Genomic DNA, 17192 nt, shown 5'->3' with positions numbered 1-17192 from the left:
CCCGGTGTCGGGGGCGGGCCGGGGCTACGCGGCCGCGGTCTCCGCGTACGTCCTCTGGGGCTTCTCGCCGGCGTTCTGGCCACTGCTGGCCCCCGCCGGCGCGCTCGAGTCGCTGGCCCACCGCGTCGCGTGGACGCTGATCGGGATGGTCGGCGTGCTGACCGTCGTGGGCCGGTGGTCGGACCTGCGCGGTCTCCCGCTCCGCACCTGGATGCTGGTCACGGCCGGGTCCGTGCTCATCGCCGCGAACTGGGGCGCGTTCATCTGGGCGGCCACGCACGGCCAGGTCGTCGACTCGTCGCTGGGCTACTACGCGACCCCGCTGGTGTCGGTGCTGCTCGCGGTCGTCGTGCTGCGCGAGCGGCTGCGCCCCGCGCAGTGGGTGGCGATCGGGCTGGCGGTGGCGGCCGTCGTCGTGCTCACCGTCGGCACGGGGCGGCTGCCCTGGATCACGATCGTGCTCGCGCTGAGCTTCGGCACCTACGGGCTGGTCAAGAAGCGGGTCCCGCTCGACCCGATCCCCGGGCTGACCGCCGAGGGCTTCCTGCTCGGGCCGCTGGCGATCGTCTTCCTGGTGGGGCTGCAGATCGCCGGCGTCGGCACGTTCGCCGGCCACGGCGTCGGGCACGCGCTGCTGCTCGCCGCGGCGGGCCCGGTCACAGCGCTGCCGCTGCTGCTCTTCGCCGCCGGCGCGAAGCGTCTGACGCTCGCGACCCTGGGCGTGCTGCAGTACATCAACCCGACGCTGCAGTTCCTCTACGGCGTCGTCGTCGACGGCGAGCCGATGCCCGCCTCCCGCTGGATCGGTGTCGCCCTCGTCTGGGCCGCCCTGCTCCTCTTCACCACCGACGCCCTCCGCCGCCGGGTCCCCATGTGAGCGAACTTTGGGGCTATAGGCCCAAAGTTCGCTCACGTAGGCCGGTCAGCCGGTGCGCTCGACCGTGTAGTCCAGCAGGGCCGCGAGGGCGTGGCGGGCGGGGCCGTCGGGCAGGGCGGCGAGCTCGGCGCGGGCGGCGTCGGCGCGGGCGTCGAGCGCCGCGCGGGCCTCGCGCAGGCCGGCGGCGCCGCGCAGGAGCTCGAGGGCCTCGCCGACCTCGTGGTCGTCGAGCTCGCGGGCGCCGACGCCGAGGGCGCGCAGCCGCGGGACCTCGGGGCCGTCGCCGGCGAGCGTGTAGAGCACCGGCAGCGTCGCGACGCCCTCGCGGAGATCGGTGCCGGGGGTCTTGCCCGAGTCGCCCGCCGGCGAGGCGATGTCGATGATGTCGTCGGAGACCTGGAACGCGGTCCCGATGATCTCCCCGAACCGGCTCATCGCCGACACGTGCTCGGGGGGCGCGCCCGCGAACATGGCCCCGAAGCGCCCCGAGGTCGCGATCAGCGAGCCGGTCTTCTCGGCCACCACGGCGAGGTAGTGCTCCACCGCGTCCTCGCCGTCGTGCGGCCCGCGGGTCTCGCGCATCTGGCCCGTCACGAGCTCGGCGAACGTCTCCGCGATGATCCGGACGGCCTCCGGACCCAGCTGGGAGACCAGGCGGGAGGCGTGGGCGAACAGGTAGTCGCCGGTGAGGATCGCGATCGAGTTGTCCCACCGCGCGTTGGCGCTCTCGGCGCCCCGGCGCATCACGGCCTCGTCCATGACGTCGTCGTGGTACAGCGTCGCGAGGTGCACGAGCTCCACCGACGTCGCCGCCACGACCACGTCGTCCGAGGTCCCCCCGGCGAGCTGGGCGGCGAGCAGCGTCAGCAGCGGGCGGAACCGCTTGCCGCCGGCCTCGATGAGGTGCAGCGAGGTGTCGGTGACGAAGCGGTAGTCGCTGTACACCTCGCGGCGCAGGAGCTCCTCGACGCGGTCGAGGCCCTCGCTGACCGCGGCGGCGAGGCCGGGGTCGGCGATGGGCAGGCCCGCGACCTGGGTCAGAGCGGGGTTGGGTCCGGACACGGTCCTCAGCCCAGGAAGGACAGGCCGTCGGCCCATCCCAGGACGGCGGTCGGCACGACACCGAGCAGCAGGGTCACCACGACCCCCAGTGTGATCGCCACCGTCGTGAACGGGCCAGGCACGCTGACGGTCGGACCGTCGGCGGCGGGCTCCGAGAAGTACATGAGGACGATCAGCCGCAGGTAGAAGAACGCCGCCACCGCGCTGACCACCAGGGCCACGATGACCAGCGGCGTCATCCCGTCGGCCAGGGCTGCCGAGAACACCGCGAACTTGGCCGTGAAGCCACTGGTGAGCGGGATCCCGGCCAGGGCCAGCATGAGGAACGTCACCGCGGCCGCGACCACCGGCGAGCGCTTCCCGAGCCCTGCCCAGGCCGAGAGGTGCGTCGCCTCGCCGTCGGGGCCGCGCACCAGCGAGACCAGCCCGAACAGCGCGACCGTCGTGAACCCGTAGGCGAGCAGGTAGAACAACGTGGCCGAGAGCCCGGCCGGGGTGACGGCCATCGCGCCGAGCAGCAGGAAGCCCGCGTGCGCGACCGACGAGTACGCGATCATGCGCTTGACGTCGGTCTGGGTCAGGCCGAGCACGGCGCCGACCACCATCGACACGATCGCGACGATCCAGAGCACGCCGCGCCACTCCCAGACCGTGGAGCCGAACGCGACGGTGAACACCCGCAGGATCGCCCCGAACGCCGCGACCTTGGTGCACGCGGCCATGAAGGCCGTCACCGAGGTCGGGGCCCCCTGGTAGACGTCCGGGGTCCACGTGTGGAATGGGCCCACCGAGGCCTTGAACAACAGGCCCACCACCAGCAGCGCCAGCCCGCCGAACAGCAGCGAGTCCGGGCGCAGCGATCCCGCCGCGGCCAGCGAGATGTCCGAGAGCTTCACCGAGTCCGCGTAGCCGTAGAGCAGCGCGAGGCCGTAGAGGAAGAACGCCGACGAGAAGGCACCGAGCAGGAAGTACTTGACCGCCGACTCCTGGCTCATCAGCCGGCGCCGGCGGGCGAGCCCGCAGAGCAGGTAGAGCGGCAGGCTGAGCACCTCGAGCGCGACGAACATGGTCAGCAGGTCGTCGGCGGCACAGAAGACGATCATCCCGCCGAGCGCGAAGAGCACGAGCGGGTAGATCTCGGTGTGGCCCTCGACGGCGTCGGTGCCGCGGCCGGCGCGACCCGACCCGCCCGAGCCGCCGGAACGACCGCCCCCGCCGCGGGTCCCCACGGAGACGCGCTCCCGGCTCTCCGCCTCGGCGAGCGCCACCGGGTCGGCCACGAAGGCGCCGCCGGGCTCGATCGACCGGTCGGCGAGCAGCAGCACGCTCGGCACGGACAGCGCGAGCAGCGTGCCCCAGAGGAACAGCGAGGGCCCGTCGACGGCGAGGGCGCCCGCGAGCGTCGTCACCGCCGGCGCGCCGGAGGTCGCGCGCACGACCACCGCGAGGAACGCGGCGACGATCGCGACGAGGGTCAGGGTGAGCTGCGCCCGCCCCCGTCCGCGCAGCGGCAGGAGCGCCTCGAGCAGCACCGACACGCACGCCGCCCCGAGAATGATCAACATGGGCGCGAGGGCGCCGTAGTCGACCGTCGGGAACGCAGGACCGGTCATCGCGGCACTCCGTTGGTCGGGGCGGCCGGGGCCACCGGGTCGGCGGTGCCGACCTCGGACATGGTCGCCGACACCGCCGGGTCGAGGACGTCGAGGACCGGCCCGGGGAAGAACCCGAGCACGAGGACGAGGGCCACCAGCGGGGTCATGATGGCGATCTCGCCGCGGGTCAGGTCGCCGAAGCGGGCCGTGGTGCGGCGGGCCCAGGAGCCCCCGGTGTCGTCGGTGTCGTCCCCGGAGCCCATCGTCGCCGCCGACGCCGCGCCGGGCCCGTCACCGACCACGGCCGTGCCGCGCAGCGGGCCGGTGAAGACCCGCTGGTAGACCCACAGCACGTAGAGCGCCGCGAAGACGATCCCGACGGTGGCGATCACGGTGAAGACCGGACGGGTCGGGAACGCGCCGATCAGCACGAGGAACTCGCTGATGAACGAGTTCGTGCCGGGCAGCGAGAGCGTCGACAGCCCGGCGATGAGGAACATCCCCGCCAGCAGCGGCGCCGCGCGCCCGACGCCGCCGTACTCGGTCATCGACGCCGTCCCGCCGCGGCGGATGAGCATGCCGACCGCGAGGAAGAGCATCGCGGTCGAGATGCCGTGGTTGACCATGTAGAGCGCCGACCCGGCGATCGCCTGCGAGGTGAAGGCGAAGATGCCGAGCGCGATGTAGCCGAAGTGAGCGATCGAGGTGTAGGCGACGAAGCGCTTCATGTCGGTCTGCGCCGCCGCGAGCAGCGCCCCGTAGATCACGCCGATCACCGCGAGCGTCAGCACCAGCGGCGCCAGCTCCCGCGACGCCGCCGGGAACAGCGGCAGCGTGTAGCGCAGGAACCCGAACACGCCGACCTTGTCGAGCAGGCCGACGAGGATCACGCCACCCGCGACGGGCGCCTCGGCACCGGCGTCGGGCAGCCACGTGTGCAGCGGCACCAGCGGCGCCTTGATGGCGAACGCGGCGAAGAACCCGAGGAAGAGCGGGATCTGCGTGGACAGCGGCAGCTGCCCGGCCATCTGCTGCAGCGCCGCCCAGTCGAACGTGCCCTGCCCGAGGCGGGACTCGCTGGCGACGAACAGCCCGATCACCGACGCCAGCATGATCAGGCCGCCGAGGAACGAGTACAGGAAGAACTTCACCGCGGCGTACTGGCGGCGCGGCCCGCCGAAGCGCCCGATGAGGAAGTACATCGGGATGAGCATCGCCTCGAACAGGACGTAGAACAGGAACACGTCGGTCGCGGCGAAGACGCCGACGAGCACGCCCTGGGTGGCCAGCATCAGCGCGGTGAACCCGGCGCCGGTGCGCCCCGCGGGGAGCTTGTCGCTCCACGCGAAGCCCAGCACGATCGGCACGAGGACCGCGAGCAGCGCGATCATCGTCAGCGCGATGCCGTCGATCCCGAGCGCGAAGCGGGTGCCGAACGCGGGGATCCAGTCGACGGCGAGCTCGCCCTGGAACCGCGGCGTGCCCGGGCCGGTCCGGAACATGGCCCAGACCGCGACGACGAGCACCAGCGAGACCGCGGCGACGCCGAGGCCGACGGCCTTGCCCGCCCGGTCGAGGTGCTCACGGGTCGCCATGGCGCCGCAGACGGCCGCCCCGATCAACGGGACCAGCAGCAGGGCCAGCAGCAGCGCGCTCACGATCCGAACCCGCCGACGACGAGGAGTGCCGCGACGAGCACGACGGAGCCTCCGAGGATGGTCAGGGCGTAGGAGCGGACGAAGCCGGTCTGCGTGCGCCGCAGCCGGCCCGACGTCCCGCCGAGCAGCGCGGCGGTGCCGTTGACCGCGCCGTCCACGCCGCGGTTGTCGAGGTAGACCAGCGCCCGGGACAGCCAGATGCCCGGCCGCGCGAGGACGCTCTCGTTGATCGTGTTGGCGTACAGGTCGGCCCGCGCCGCCCGCACCGGCAGGCTCACGCGCTGCGGCCGCTCGACCGGCACCTCACGGCGTCCGATCAGCAGGTAGGCCGTGCCCGCGCCGACGACCATGAGGAGCGAGGCGAACAGCGGGACCAGGCCGACCGGGAACGCGGTCGGGAGCGTGTCGGGCTCGATCGTGGGGCCGATCGAGGCCTCGAGGTAGTCGGCCAGGTGCTCGCCGAGGACGAGGAAGGCACCGGCGCCGATCGAGCCGATCGCCAGCAGCACCATCGGCGCCGTCATCGCGGCCACCGACTCGTGGGGGTGGTAGTGCTCGGGCGGGTCCTCGAGGTCGGCCGCGTCGATGCGCCGTGGATGCAGATCCTTCCACCGCTCGGGGCCGAAGAAGGTCATGAGCATCAGGCGGGTCATGTAGAACGCCGTCAGGCCGGCCGCGAGCAGCGCCGCGAGCCCGAAGATCCAGCCACCGACCGGCCCGGCGGTCAGCGAGGCCTCGATGATCAGGTCCTTCGTGTAGAAGCCCGAGAGGAACGGGAAGCCGATCAGGGCCAGGTAGCCGAACGTGAACGTCCAGAACGTCACCGGCATGTGGCGCCAGAGCCCGCCGAAGCGGCGCATGTCGGTCTCGTCGGCCATCCCGTGCATCACCGAACCGGCCCCGAGGAAGAGCCCGGCCTTGAAGAAGCCGTGGGCGAGCAGGTGCGCCAGCGCCGCCGCGTAGCCGACCGGCCCGAGGCCGACGGCCAGCATCATGTAGCCGATCTGGCTCACCGTGGAGTACGCCAGCACCTTCTTGATGTCGTCGTAGGCGCACCCGATGATCGCGCCGATCACGAGCGTGATCGCGCCGACGATCGTCACCAGCAGCCGCCCGACCGGCGCGAGGTCGTAGAGCGGGCTGGCCCGCGCGATGAGGTAGACGCCGGCGGTGACCATCGTCGCGGCGTGGATGAGCGCCGACACCGGCGTCGGGCCCTCCATGGCGTCGGGCAGCCACGCCTGCAGCGGGAACTGGCCGGACTTGCCGCAGGCGCCGAGCAGGAGCAGCAGGGTGATCGCGGTCAGGGCACCGGGGGAGATCTCGCCGGCGCGGGCGAACACCTCGCCGTACTGCGTGGTGCCCAGCTCCAGGAACAGCAGGAAGATCGCCAGCGCGAGCCCGACGTCGCCGACGCGGTTCATGAGGAACGCCTTCTTCGCGGCGCTGCCCGCCGACCGGCGTCCGGTGTAGAAGCCGATGAGCAGGTAGGACGCGAGGCCCACGCCCTCCCACCCGAGGTAGAGCGTCACGAAGCCGTTGCCGAGGACCAGCACCAGCATCGACGCCACGAACAGGTTGAGCTGGGCGAAGAACTTCCGGCGGTGCGGATCGTGGTCCATGTAGCCCACCGAGTAGATGTGGATCAGCGATCCGACACCGGTGATGAGCAGCGCGAACGTGATCGACAGCGGGTCGATGCGCAGGCCGAACTCGACGTTCAGCGCGCCGACGGCGAACCAGTCGTAGAGGCCCAGCTCGCGCACCCGCTCCTCGGCGGGCAGCCCGAGCGACTGGACGAACAGCAGGACGGCGACGACGAACGACGCGACCACGGTCGCCACGCCGAGGACGTGACCCCAGCGATCGGTCCGGCGCCCGCCCACGAACAGCACGAGCGCGCCGAGCGCGGGGAAGGCGACGAGCAGCCAGGCCGCCCCCGCGGCGCCCTCGACGGGGAGGACCGGGGGGAGCGGGGCGGCGGCCGTCACCGCCTGGGTCAGGACCACGGATCCCCCTAGTACTTCAGCAGGTTGGCGTCGTCGACCGAGGTCGACCGGCGGGAGCGGAAGATCGCCATGATGATCGAGAGGCCGACGACGACCTCGGCCGCGGCGACGACCATGACGAAGAAGGCCATGATCTGGCCGCCGAGCGAGCCGTTGATGCGGGCGAACGTGACGAGCGTCAGGTTCACGGCGTTGAGCATCAGCTCGATGCACATGAACACGACGATGGCGTTGCGCCGCACGAGCACCCCGACCGCGCCGATGGCGAAGAGCAGCGCGGAGAGCAGCAGGTAGACCGTCGGGCTCATCGGGCGCCCTCACCCTCGCTGAGGCGGTCGTGGGTGCTGCCGGCGCCGTGACCGTCGCCGTCACCGCCCCGCAGCGCCCGCGCGTCGACCTCACCGGCCGGCCCGCTGTCCGACTGCACGTCGGCGATGTCGGCGTCGAGACGCTCGCGGCGGGTCGACTCGATGATCTGCGACAACGACGCCGGGGCGACCGAGCCGTCGGGCAGCAGGGCCGGGGTGGCGACCGAGTCGGCGGTCGCGAACACGCCCGGGCCGGACCGCGAGCCGTAGCCCGCCAGCGGGCCGCGCAGCCGTTCGACGACGCGCTCGCGCTGGCTCGCCTGCTTGCGGCGGGCCTGCCCGGCGAACGTGTAGACCATCGCGCCCACCGCGGCGGTGATCAGCAGCGCCGAGGTCAGCTCGAAGGGCAGCAGGTAGTCGCGGAAGATGCTCGTGCCCAGTGCCTGGACGTTGCCGCGGGCCTCCGGGCCGTAGCCCGGGCCGAGGCCGACCGGACCGACGGTGGTGAGCGTCTCGGCGACCGCCGCCACCGCGAGCCCGCCGAGGCCGACACCGAGGACCGCGGCGGCGAGCCGCTGCCCCCGCAGCACCTCGACCACCGAGTCCGAGGCGTCGCGTCCGACCATCATCAGCACGAACACGAACAGCATCATGATCGCGCCGGTGTAGACGATGATCTGCGTGAAGCCGAGGAACGGCGCCTGCTGGACCATGTAGAGCACGCCGAGGCTCAGCATCGTGAGCACCAGCCACAGCGCCGAGTGCACGGCGTTCCGCGAGAAGATCATCCCGAGGCCGCCGGCGAGCGCGACCGGGCCGAGGATCCAGAAGACCACCGACTCGCCGGTGCTCATCTCCCCGCCGCCCGTCATCGGCGCGGCGCTCGCCAGCAGGGCGCTCACCGGGCCTCCCCGGGCACGGCCTCGGGCGTCATCGGGATCTCCTCACGGACCTGGTCCTGGACGTCGGGCCGGCGCGCCATCTCCGGGCCCTGCACGTAGTAGTCCTGCTCGTCCTCGCCCAGTCGCATCGGGTGGGGCGGCTGCTCCATGCCCGGCAGCAGCGGCGCGAGCAGGCGCTCCTTGTCGTAGATCAGGTCCTGGCGGTCGTCGTCGGCGAGCTCGTACTCGTTGGTCATCGTCAGCGACCGCGTCGGGCACGCCTCGATGCACAGGCCGCAGCCGATGCAGCGCAGGTAGTTGATCTGGTAGATCGCGCCGTAGCGCTCGCCCGGCGAGTAGCGCTCCTCGTCGGTGTTGTCGCCGCCCTCGACGTAGATCGCGTCGGCCGGGCAGGCCCAGGCGCACAGCTCGCAGCCGACGCACTTCTCGAGGCCGTCGGGATGGCGGTTGAGCTGGTGGCGCCCGTGGTAGCGCGGGGCGGTCACCTTCTTCACCCGCGGGTAGTCCTCGGTGACGACCTTGCGGAACATCGTCGAGAAGGTCACGCCGAACCCGGCGAGCCCGTCGAACATGCCCATCAGCGGTCTCCTTCCTGTCCAGCGCCCGCGCCGACCGTCTCGCCGTCCTTCTCCTTCTCCTTGTCCCGCGACCCCGCGACCGCGCGGCGGCGGCGTTTCGGGGTCGGCGGGACGGCGAGGTCGAGCGGTGGCACGGGGTAGTCCGCGACGACCGGCGGCTCCGGGTCCTCCTCCGGCGGCGCCTGGTCGGGGATGAGCAGGGCGGCGCCGACCAGCAGCACCAGCACCACGCCGCCCACGATGAGGATCTGGCCGGTGGTCAGCTCGCTGCGCAGCACGCGCAGCGTGGCCACGAGCACCACCCAGAGCAGGCTGATCGGGATCAGCAGCTTCCAGCCCAGGCGCATGAACTGGTCGTAGCGCTGGCGGGGCAGCGTGCCTCGCAGCCAGACGTAGACGAACAGGAACGCCAGCGTCTTGCCGAAGAACCAGAGCAGCGGCCACCAGCCCTCGTTCGCCCCGGCCCACAGCGACAGGGGCCACGGGGCGCGCCAGCCGCCGAGGAACAGCGTCGTGGCGACCGCGGAGAGGGTGACCATGTTGACGTACTCGGCGAGGAAGAACAGCGCGAACTTCAGCGACGAGTACTCGGTGTGGAAGCCGCCGACCAGCTCGGACTCGGCCTCGGGGAGGTCGAACGGCGCGCGGTTCGTCTCCCCGACCATCGACACCGCGAAGATCACGAAGCTGACCGGGAGCAGCCAGATGTACCAGCCGCCCTCCTGCGCGGACACGATGTCGGCGGTCGAGAGCGACCCGGAGTAGAGCACCACCGCGATGATCGAGAGGCCGAGCGCGAGCTCGTAGGAGATCACCTGGGCGGCGCTGCGCAGGCTGCCGAGCAGCGGGTACGGCGAGCCGGACGCCCAGCCCGCCAGCACGATGCCGTAGACGCCGATCGACGAGCAGGCGAGGACCACCAGCACGCCGACGGGCAGGTCGGTCAGCTGGAGCGCGGTCTGCTCACCGAAGATCGAGACCTGCGGGCCGAGCGGGATCACCGACCAGGCGACGAACGCCGGCACCACCGAGAGCACCGGCGCGATGAAGAAGACCGCCTTGTCGGCGAGGACCGGGCGGATGTCCTCCTTGAACGCCAGCTTTAGCCCGTCGGCCAGCGACTGGAGCAGCCCGAACGGCCCGTTCCAGTTCGGCCCCGGGCGCTGCTGCATCCGCCCCACGACCCGGCGCTCGAACCAGATCATGAACAGCGTGATCAGCATCAGCAGGACGAAGATCACGAGGACCTTGATCAGCGTCAGCCAGAACGGGTCGTCCGCGATCAGGGTCTGGTAGTACCCCGGCGGGGGGACTGGGTTCACCTCTGGCTCCCGTCAACGGTCCGGCTCCGCTGCGCTGCGCGTCCGGCGTCGCGCGAGCCCGTCACACGGACCGGCCCTCCGTGGGTGAGACCGAGGCCGGCCAGGGTGACGGGGCCACCCGGCTCGACCACGCGGGCCGGGGCCCAGACGACGTCGAGGGGCAGGTCGGCGAGCTCCACCTCGAGGTGCAGCTCCCCGCGCGGGCCCGCCAGCGTCGCGACGTCGTCCTCGTGCAGGCCCAGCCGCTGCGCCGTCGCGGTCGACACGCGGATCTTCGGCGGGCGGGCCGTGCCGGCGAGCTCGGGCTCGTCGACGAGCAGCGAGCCGCCGTCGAGGAGCTGGCGCCAGGTGGCGAGCCGGAGGCCGGGGTCCTCGTCCTTGGACGTCGTCCCCTGGTCGGGGTCGGCGTCGGCATCGTCCACGTCGTCGGTGTCCACCTCGACCACCGACACGACGTCGACCTCGGCGAGCCCCTCCGGCGTCACCACGAGGTACTCCTCCTCGGTGACGACCAGCGCGGCGTGGTGCCCCTCGGGGCGGTCCGGGTGGTCGGGACCGCGCACCGGCGCCGGCTGCGCCGGGCGGGCGACGCCGAGGCGCTCGAGCTCCGCCGCGGCGACCTCCGGGGTCTGGGTGAACAGGTCGACGTCCATCTCGACGGCGAGGGTGTCGAGCACCCGGCAGTCCGGCAGCGTGATCGCCGCGGTGCCGCCGACCCGGCCCGACGACCCGCCGGACGGGTCGATGGTGGTGGCGAAGCGGCGATCGCGGCCCTCCCAGTTGCGGAAGGTGCCCGACTTGTTGACCACCGGCGCCACGGGCAGGACGACGTCGGCGTACCGCGTCACCTCGGAGTGGGCCTGCTCGAGGCTCACGACCACGTCGGCCGCGCGCAGCGCCTCGCGCGCGAGCACGGGGTCCGGGAGGTCGGCGATCTCGACGCCGCCGACCACGAGGCCGGCGAGCTCACCGGCCGCGGCCGCCCGCAGGATCGCCGCGGCGTCGCGGCCCGGGGCCGCGGGCAGCTCCGTCACGCCCCAGCTCGACGCGAGCTGGGCGCGGGCGACGTCGTCGATCGGGCGGCCGCCCGGTAGCAGGGTCGGCAGGGCGCCGGCGTCCACCGCGCCGCGCTCACCGGCGCGGCGGGGGATCCACGCGACCGTCGCGCCGCTGCGGTCCGCCAGGGCCGAGACCGCGGCGTAGAGGCCCGGCACCTCGGCCGCACGCTCGCCGACGAGCACGACGGCGCCGGGACGGGTGAGCGCCGCGGCGAGGGCGTCGGGCAGCGCGTCGAGCGCGGCGGGCTCGCCGCCGGGTGCGCAGGGCACGAGGTGGCCGCCGGTCTTGACGACCGCCGGCGTCGACCACTGGCCGAGGTGGTGCACGGCCGTGCCCTGACGCGCCGCCTTGCGCAGCCGCAGGAAGACGACCGGCGCCTCCTCCTCGACCTCGAGGGCGACGGTGAGGACGGTCGAGGCCTCCTCGAGGTCGGCGTAGGTGACGCCGAGACCGGTGCCGGCGACGTGCGCGGCGAGGAAGTCGAGCTCCTCGCCCGAGTGCGCGCGGGCGCGGGCGTCGATGTCGTTGGTGCCCAGCGCCAGGCGCGCGAACTTCGCGTAGGCGTAGGCGTCCTCGACGGTCAGACGCCCGCCGGGCAGGACGCCGACGCCGCGCTTGGGCTCACGCTCCGCGTCCTCGTCCTCGGCGTCCTCGGTGATCGACGTCCCGTTACGGACGCTGAGTGTCTGCGACGGCACTTCGCTGACCACCTCGCCGTCACGCGCAGCGACGAGGAGGGAGGCGGCGCGCTCGAGGGCGTCGGTCCACGACGCCTCGTGCAGCTCGCCGTCGTCGCCGCGCACCAGCGGGCGCGTGATCCGTCCCTCGGCCTGCGCGTAGCGGAAGGCGAAGCGGGTCTTGTCGTCGATCCACTCCTCGTTGACCTCGGGGTCGTCGCCGGCGAGGACGCGGGTGACCGCGCCCCGGCGCCAGTCGCGGCGCACCGCGGCGCCCGAGCTGTCGTGCTCGGCCACGCCGGCGGTGGAGACGAGGTCGAACGGGCGCGACCGGAAGCGGTACGACGCCGAGGTCAGCGCGCCGACCGGGCAGATCTGGATGGTGTTGCCCGAGAAGTAGGACTGGAAGTCCTCGCCCTCGCCGAACGCGGTCTCCTCGGTGCCGATCTGCTGGTGCGCGCCGCGCTCGAGCAGCTCGATGAACTGGTCGCCCGCGATCTGGCGCGAGAACCGGGTGCAGCGCTGACAGAGCACGCAGCGCTCGCGGTCGAGCAGCACCTCGTCGGAGATCGGCAGCGGCTTGGCGAAGGTCCGCTTCTCCTCGACGAACCGCGACTCCGCCCGGCCCGAGGACATCGCCTGGTTCTGCAGGGGGCACTCGCCGCCCTTGTCGCAGATCGGGCAGTCCAGCGGGTGGTTGATCAGCAGCAGCTCCATGACGCCCTGCTGCGCCTTGTCGGCGACCGGCGAGGTCATCTGGGTGTTGACGACCATGTCCTGGGCCACGGTCATCGTGCAGCTGGCCTGCGGCTTGGGCATCTTGCGCCCGCCCATCTCCACCTCGACCAGGCACTGGCGGCACGCGCCGGCCGGGTCGAGCAAGGGGTGGTCGCAGAAGCGCGGGACGACGATGCCGAGCCGCTCGCACGTGCGGATGATCAGCTCGCCCTGCGGGGCGTCGACGACATGGTCGTCGATCGTGAGCCGGACGTGACCCTCCGGGATCGGGGGGCCCTCGGCGTCCGTCTTCTCCGGTGCCTGTGTCACGCGCTGGCTCCGCTCAGCTCGACGATCCTCTCGACTTCCGGGTGCCGGGTCTGCGCCGCACAGAGCGCGACGAACTCCTCGCGGAAGTACTTGATGCCGCTGGTGATCGGGGAGACCGCGCCGTCGCCGAGGGCGCAGAACGAGCGGCCGAGGACGTTGTCGCAGACGTCGAGCAGCGTGTCGATGTCGGCCTCGGTGCCGTTGCCCTCGACCATCCGGCGCAGGATCCCGGCGAGCCAGTAGCAGCCCTCGCGGCACGGCGTGCACTTGCCGCAGGACTCGTGCTCGTAGAACTCGGTCCACTTCATGACCGCCCACGGCACGGACACGGTCTCGTTGAAGATCATGAGCGCCGTGGTCCCGAGCATCGAGCCGGCCTCGGTGGCGCCCTCGAAGTCCAGCGGGACGTCGAGGTGCTCGGCGGTCAGCAGCGGCGTCGACGACCCGCCCGGCGTCCAGAACTTCAGCGGGATGCCGTCCTTCATGCCGCCGGCCAGCTCCAGGAGCTCGCGCAGCGTGGTGCCGAGCGGCGCCTCGTACTGCCCGGGCCGCTCGACGTGCCCGGACAGCGAGAAGATCTTCGGGCCGGGCGAGCGCTCGCGGCCCATCGTGCGGAACCAGTCCTTGCCGCCCGACACGATCGCCGGGACGGTCGCGATGGTCTCGACGTTGTTGACGACGGTCGGCGCGGCGTAGAGGCCCGCGGTCGCCGGGAACGGCGGCTTGAGGCGCGGCTGGCCGCGGCGCCCCTCGAGCGAGTCGAGCAGCGCGGTCTCCTCGCCGCAGATGTAGGCCCCGGCGCCCGCGTGCACGACGATGTCGAGGTCGAAGCCGGTGCCGTGGATGTCCCGCCCCAGGTGCCCGGCCTCGTAGGCCTCGCGCACCGCGGCGTGCAGGCGCCGGACGCAGTGCACGACCTCGCCCCGCACGTAGATCGCGCAGTAGTGCGCGCGGATCGCCCAGCTGGTGATGATGCAGCCCTCGATGAGCGAGTGCGGGTCGGCCATCATCAGCGGGACGTCCTTGCAGGTGCCCGGCTCGCCCTCGTCGGCGTTGATGACGAGGTACTTGGGCTTCGCCGCCGGGCCGGTCGGCTCCTCGCCCGGCTTGGCCTGCGGGATGAAGCTCCACTTCATGCCCGTCGGGAAGCCGGCACCGCCGCGTCCGCGCAGCCCGGAGTCCTTGATCAGGGCGATGAGGTCGTCGGCCGGGGTGTTCAGCGCCGTCGTCAGCGCCTCGTAGCCGCCGAGCTCGGTGTAGTGGCGCAGCGTCCACGACTCGGGTCCCAGCCAGTGCTTGGTCAGGACCGGGGTCAACGGGTCGGTCATGACGAACTCCCCTCGTCCGGCACGGGCGGCGCCGTCCACCCGCGCTCCTCGGCGAGCCGGGCGCCGCGCAGGCTCTCCTCGGCCGCCGACGGGCCCGCGACGGCGTCGAGACCGCCGACCGCCGGGTCGTCGAAGAACCCGGCCAGCAGCAGCTCCACCGACCGGAAGTCGGTCAGCGGGGCCCCGCGCGTCGGGTGCGGCTTCTCCCCGCGCCGCAGCGCGTCGACGATCTCGACCGCCGAGTCGACGGTCTGCTTGTCGAAGAACTCGTAGTCGACGGTCAGCACGGGCGCGAGGTCGCACGCGGCTAGGCACTCGGCGTGCTCGATCGTCATCGAGCCGTCCGCGGCCGTCTGCTCGTGACCGATGCCGTCGAGACGCTCGCGCACCGCGGCGTAGATGTCGTCGCCGCCCAGCGCCGCGCACAGCGTGTTGGTGCAGACGCTGACGAGGTGGCGGCCCACGGGCTCGCGCTTGTACATCGTGTAGAAGGTCGCGACCGCCGACACCTCGGCCGTCGTGATCCCCAGGACCTCCGCGCAGAACGCGATGCCGGCCCGGGAGACGTGGCCCTCGACGTGCTGGGTGAGGTGCAGCAGCGGCAGCAGCGCCGAGCGCGGCTCGGGGTAGCGCAGCAGGATCGCCGCGGCGCGCTCGCGCACGCCGTCGAACACCGTGGTGTCGACCGACGCGAGCTCACCGTGCTGGGCGACCGTGCCGCCGGCCTCGTCGATGGCGTGCGCGGCGTCCACCGGCGGGGCCTGCGGCGGCGCCTCGGGCGGCAGCGGGCTCAACGGTCACACCCCCCCATCACGGGATCCAGCGAGGCCAGCGCGGCGATGACGTCGGAGACCATGCCGCCCTCCGACATCGCCGGCGCGGACTGCAGGTTCACGAAGCTGGGGTCGCGCATGTGCACGCGCAGGGGGCGGGTGCCGCCGTCGGACACCAGGTGCGCGCCCATCTCGCCGCGGGGCGACTCGATCGGCACGTAGGCCTGGCCCGGCGGGACCTTGAAGCCCTCGGTGACCAGCTTGAAGTGGTGGATCAGGGACTCCATCGACTGGCCCATGATCTGGCGGACGTGCTCGAGGGAGTTGCCCATGCCGTCCGCACCGATCGACAGCTTCGCGGGCCAGGCGATCTTCGCGTCCTGGATCATGACCGGGCCCGGCTCGAGACGGTCGAGGGCCTGCTCGATGATCCGCAGCGACTGGTTCATCTCCTCGACCCGCAGCAGGTAGCGGGCGAAGCTGTCGGCGGCGGTCTCGGTGGGCACCTCGAAGTCGTAGTGCTCGTAGCCGAGGTACGGGTCCACCTCGCGGAGATCCCAGGCCAGCCCCGCCGACCGCAGGATCGGCCCGGTGACGCCGAGGGCGAGGCAGCCGTCGACCGGCAGGTAGCCGACGCCCTCGAGGCGCTGGCGCCAGATGCGGTTGCCGGTGAGCAGCTTGTGGAAGCCGGGCAGCCGCTCGCGCATGACCGAGATGAACGACCGGATGCGCTCCTCGTAGCCCTCGGGCAGGTCCTGCACGACCCCGCCGGGGCGGATGAACGCGTGGTTCATGCGCAGGCCGGTGAGGAACTCGAGCAGGTGCAGGACCTCCTCGCGCTCCCGGAAGCCGTTGGTCATGCCGGTCAGGGCCCCGAGCTCCATGCCGCCCGTGGCGAGGGCGACCAGGTGCGAGCCGATCCGGTTGATCTCCATGAGGAGCACGCGGATCGTCGCGGCGCGCTCGGGCACCTCGATGCCGAGCAGGCGCTCGGTCGAGAGGCAGTAGGCCGTCTCGTTGAAGATCGGCGCGAGGTAGTCCGCCCGCGTCACGAAGGTGACGCCCTGGGTCCAGGTGCGGTACTCGCAGTTCTTCTCGATGCCGGTGTGCAGGTAGCCGATGACCAGGCGCGCGTCGGTGACGACCTCGCCCTGCAGCTCCAGCACGAGGCGCAGCACGCCGTGCGTCGACGGGTGCTGCGGACCCATGTTGATGACGATGCGCTCGTCGCCCGCGGTCTGGTCGACCATCTCGTCCCAGTCGCCACCGGTGACCGTGTAGACGGTGCCCTCGGTGGTCTCGCGGCTGGTGGCGGCGTAGGGGTCGTCGTGTGTGGTGCTCACGTGTAGGCCCTCCGCTGGTCGGGCGGCGGGATCTCCGCGTCGTGGTACTCCACGGGGATGCCGCCGAGCGGGTAGCTCTTGAGCTGCGGGTGGCCGTTCCAGTCGTCCGGCATGAGGATCCGGGTCAGGCTCGGGTGGCCGTCGAAGACGATGCCGAACATGTCCCAGGTCTCGCGCTCGTGCCAGTCGGCCGTCGGGTAGACGTCGACCAGGGACGGGCAGTGCGCGTCGTCGAGCTCGAGGGCGACCTCGAGGCGCAGCCGGCGCCGGTAGGTCATCGACAGCAGGTGGACCACGACGTGCAGCTGCTGCGGCACGCCCTCGCCGTAGTCGACGCCCGAGACCCCGGAGCAGAACTCGAAGCGCAGCGCGGGGTCGTCGCGCAGGGTGCGGGCGAGCTTCACGAGGTGCTCGCGGTCGACGTACCAGGTCATCTCGCCGCGGTCGACGGTCACCTGGTGGACGCACGTGTCGAAGTCGACGCCGGGGGCGTCGGCGTCGTCGGCGAGCGCCGCGGCGGCCTCGTCGGCGACCTCGTCGAACCAGCCGCCGTAGGGGCGCTCGGCCGGGGCCGGGGCGTAGCCGGGCAGGCGCAGGCCGCCGAAGCCCGTCGTGTCGCCCGAGCCCTGGATGCCGAACATCCCCTCGCGGGCC

General features: G+C 72.4%; 14 protein-coding genes. 1 reads left to right on the top strand and 13 read right to left on the bottom strand.

What is annotated here, in order from left to right; all coding sequences use genetic code 11:
- Positions 1 to 4: 4 nt before the first annotated feature.
- Positions 5 to 877 carry an EamA family transporter RarD gene (rarD, locus tag ACR9E3_RS24250; RefSeq protein WP_460383183.1) on the top strand — a complete coding sequence of 291 codons (873 nt, stop codon included), beginning with the start codon at positions 5 to 7 and terminating at the stop codon, positions 875 to 877.
- A 45-nt stretch (positions 878 to 922) separates the two neighbouring features.
- On the opposite strand, the gene ACR9E3_RS24245 is transcribed toward rarD, so the two are convergent.
- The 13 genes from ACR9E3_RS24245 to ACR9E3_RS24185 are packed head-to-tail and all read right to left on the bottom strand — an operon-like array spanning position 923 to position 17179.
- Positions 923 to 1975 carry a polyprenyl synthetase family protein gene (locus ACR9E3_RS24245; RefSeq protein ID WP_460383181.1) on the bottom strand — a complete coding sequence of 351 codons (1053 nt, stop codon included), beginning with the start codon at positions 1973 to 1975 and terminating at the stop codon, positions 923 to 925.
- Positions 1945 to 3552 carry an NADH-quinone oxidoreductase subunit NuoN gene (gene nuoN, locus ACR9E3_RS24240; RefSeq protein ID WP_460383180.1) on the bottom strand — a complete coding sequence of 536 codons (1608 nt, stop codon included), beginning with the start codon at positions 3550 to 3552 and terminating at the stop codon, positions 1945 to 1947. Before nuoN ends, ACR9E3_RS24245 begins: the two co-directional genes overlap by 31 nt.
- Complete coding sequence (locus tag ACR9E3_RS24235) at positions 3549 to 5192, bottom strand: NADH-quinone oxidoreductase subunit M (RefSeq protein WP_460383178.1); 1644 nt, start codon at positions 5190 to 5192, stop codon at positions 3549 to 3551. Before ACR9E3_RS24235 ends, nuoN begins: the two co-directional genes overlap by 4 nt.
- Entirely contained in the window at positions 5189 to 7183 is a 1995-nt protein-coding gene (gene nuoL, locus ACR9E3_RS24230; RefSeq protein WP_460383235.1) for an NADH-quinone oxidoreductase subunit L, read from the bottom strand. Before nuoL ends, ACR9E3_RS24235 begins: the two co-directional genes overlap by 4 nt.
- 26 nt (positions 7184 to 7209) lie before the next feature.
- On the bottom strand, positions 7210 to 7509 hold the full coding sequence (nuoK, locus tag ACR9E3_RS24225; protein WP_285648790.1) for an NADH-quinone oxidoreductase subunit NuoK: 300 nt from the start codon (positions 7507 to 7509) through the stop codon (positions 7210 to 7212).
- Positions 7506 to 8381 (bottom strand): NADH-quinone oxidoreductase subunit J, encoded by an 876-nt coding sequence (locus ACR9E3_RS24220; RefSeq protein WP_460383234.1) that lies wholly within the window; start codon positions 8379 to 8381, stop codon positions 7506 to 7508. The genes nuoK and ACR9E3_RS24220 overlap by 4 nt, the downstream gene beginning before the upstream one ends.
- A gap of 26 nt (positions 8382 to 8407) precedes the next feature.
- Positions 8408 to 8989, bottom strand: a complete 582-nt coding sequence (gene nuoI / locus ACR9E3_RS24215) for an NADH-quinone oxidoreductase subunit NuoI (protein WP_460383177.1) — start codon at positions 8987 to 8989, stop codon at positions 8408 to 8410.
- Positions 8989 to 10311 carry an NADH-quinone oxidoreductase subunit NuoH gene (gene nuoH, locus ACR9E3_RS24210; RefSeq protein ID WP_460383176.1) on the bottom strand — a complete coding sequence of 441 codons (1323 nt, stop codon included), beginning with the start codon at positions 10309 to 10311 and terminating at the stop codon, positions 8989 to 8991. The genes nuoI and nuoH overlap by 1 nt, the downstream gene beginning before the upstream one ends.
- On the bottom strand, positions 10308 to 13094 hold the full coding sequence (locus ACR9E3_RS24205; protein WP_460383175.1) for an NADH-quinone oxidoreductase subunit G: 2787 nt from the start codon (positions 13092 to 13094) through the stop codon (positions 10308 to 10310). Before ACR9E3_RS24205 ends, nuoH begins: the two co-directional genes overlap by 4 nt.
- Positions 13091 to 14422, bottom strand: a complete 1332-nt coding sequence (gene nuoF / locus ACR9E3_RS24200; protein WP_460383173.1) for an NADH-quinone oxidoreductase subunit NuoF — start codon at positions 14420 to 14422, stop codon at positions 13091 to 13093. The genes ACR9E3_RS24205 and nuoF overlap by 4 nt, the downstream gene beginning before the upstream one ends.
- Entirely contained in the window at positions 14419 to 15156 is a 738-nt protein-coding gene (nuoE, locus tag ACR9E3_RS24195; RefSeq protein ID WP_460383233.1) for an NADH-quinone oxidoreductase subunit NuoE, read from the bottom strand. The genes nuoF and nuoE overlap by 4 nt, the downstream gene beginning before the upstream one ends.
- A 56-nt stretch (positions 15157 to 15212) precedes the next feature.
- A complete protein-coding gene (locus tag ACR9E3_RS24190) occupies positions 15213 to 16538 on the bottom strand; it encodes an NADH-quinone oxidoreductase subunit D (protein ID WP_460383171.1) in 1326 nt (441 codons plus the stop codon).
- Positions 16535 to 17179, bottom strand: coding sequence for an NADH-quinone oxidoreductase subunit C (locus ACR9E3_RS24185; protein WP_460383232.1), 645 nt, complete (start codon positions 17177 to 17179; stop codon positions 16535 to 16537). The genes ACR9E3_RS24190 and ACR9E3_RS24185 overlap by 4 nt, the downstream gene beginning before the upstream one ends.
- Positions 17180 to 17192 lie beyond the last annotated feature (13 nt).

This window comes from Actinomycetospora sp. C-140, assembly GCF_054796175.1.
This window is presented reverse-complemented; position numbering and strand designations above follow the sequence as displayed.

Bases quoted from the DNA above. Each gene is read 5' to 3' on its own strand.
- ACR9E3_RS24245 (WP_460383181.1), bottom strand. From the start codon at position 1,975: ATGGGCCGACGGCCTGTCCTTCCTGGGCTGAGGACCGTGTCCGGACCC.
- nuoN (WP_460383180.1), bottom strand. From the start codon at position 3,552: ATGACCGGTCCTGCGTTCCCGACGGTCGACTACGGCGCCCTCGCGCCC.
- nuoK (WP_285648790.1), bottom strand. From the start codon at position 7,509: ATGAGCCCGACGGTCTACCTGCTGCTCTCCGCGCTGCTCTTCGCCATC.
- ACR9E3_RS24220 (WP_460383234.1), bottom strand. From the start codon at position 8,381: ATGACGGGCGGCGGGGAGATGAGCACCGGCGAGTCGGTGGTCTTCTGG.
- nuoI (WP_460383177.1), bottom strand. From the start codon at position 8,989: ATGGGCATGTTCGACGGGCTCGCCGGGTTCGGCGTGACCTTCTCGACG.
- nuoF (WP_460383173.1), bottom strand. From the start codon at position 14,422: ATGACCGACCCGTTGACCCCGGTCCTGACCAAGCACTGGCTGGGACCC.
- ACR9E3_RS24185 (WP_460383232.1), bottom strand. From the start codon at position 17,179: ATGTTCGGCATCCAGGGCTCGGGCGACACGACGGGCTTCGGCGGCCTG.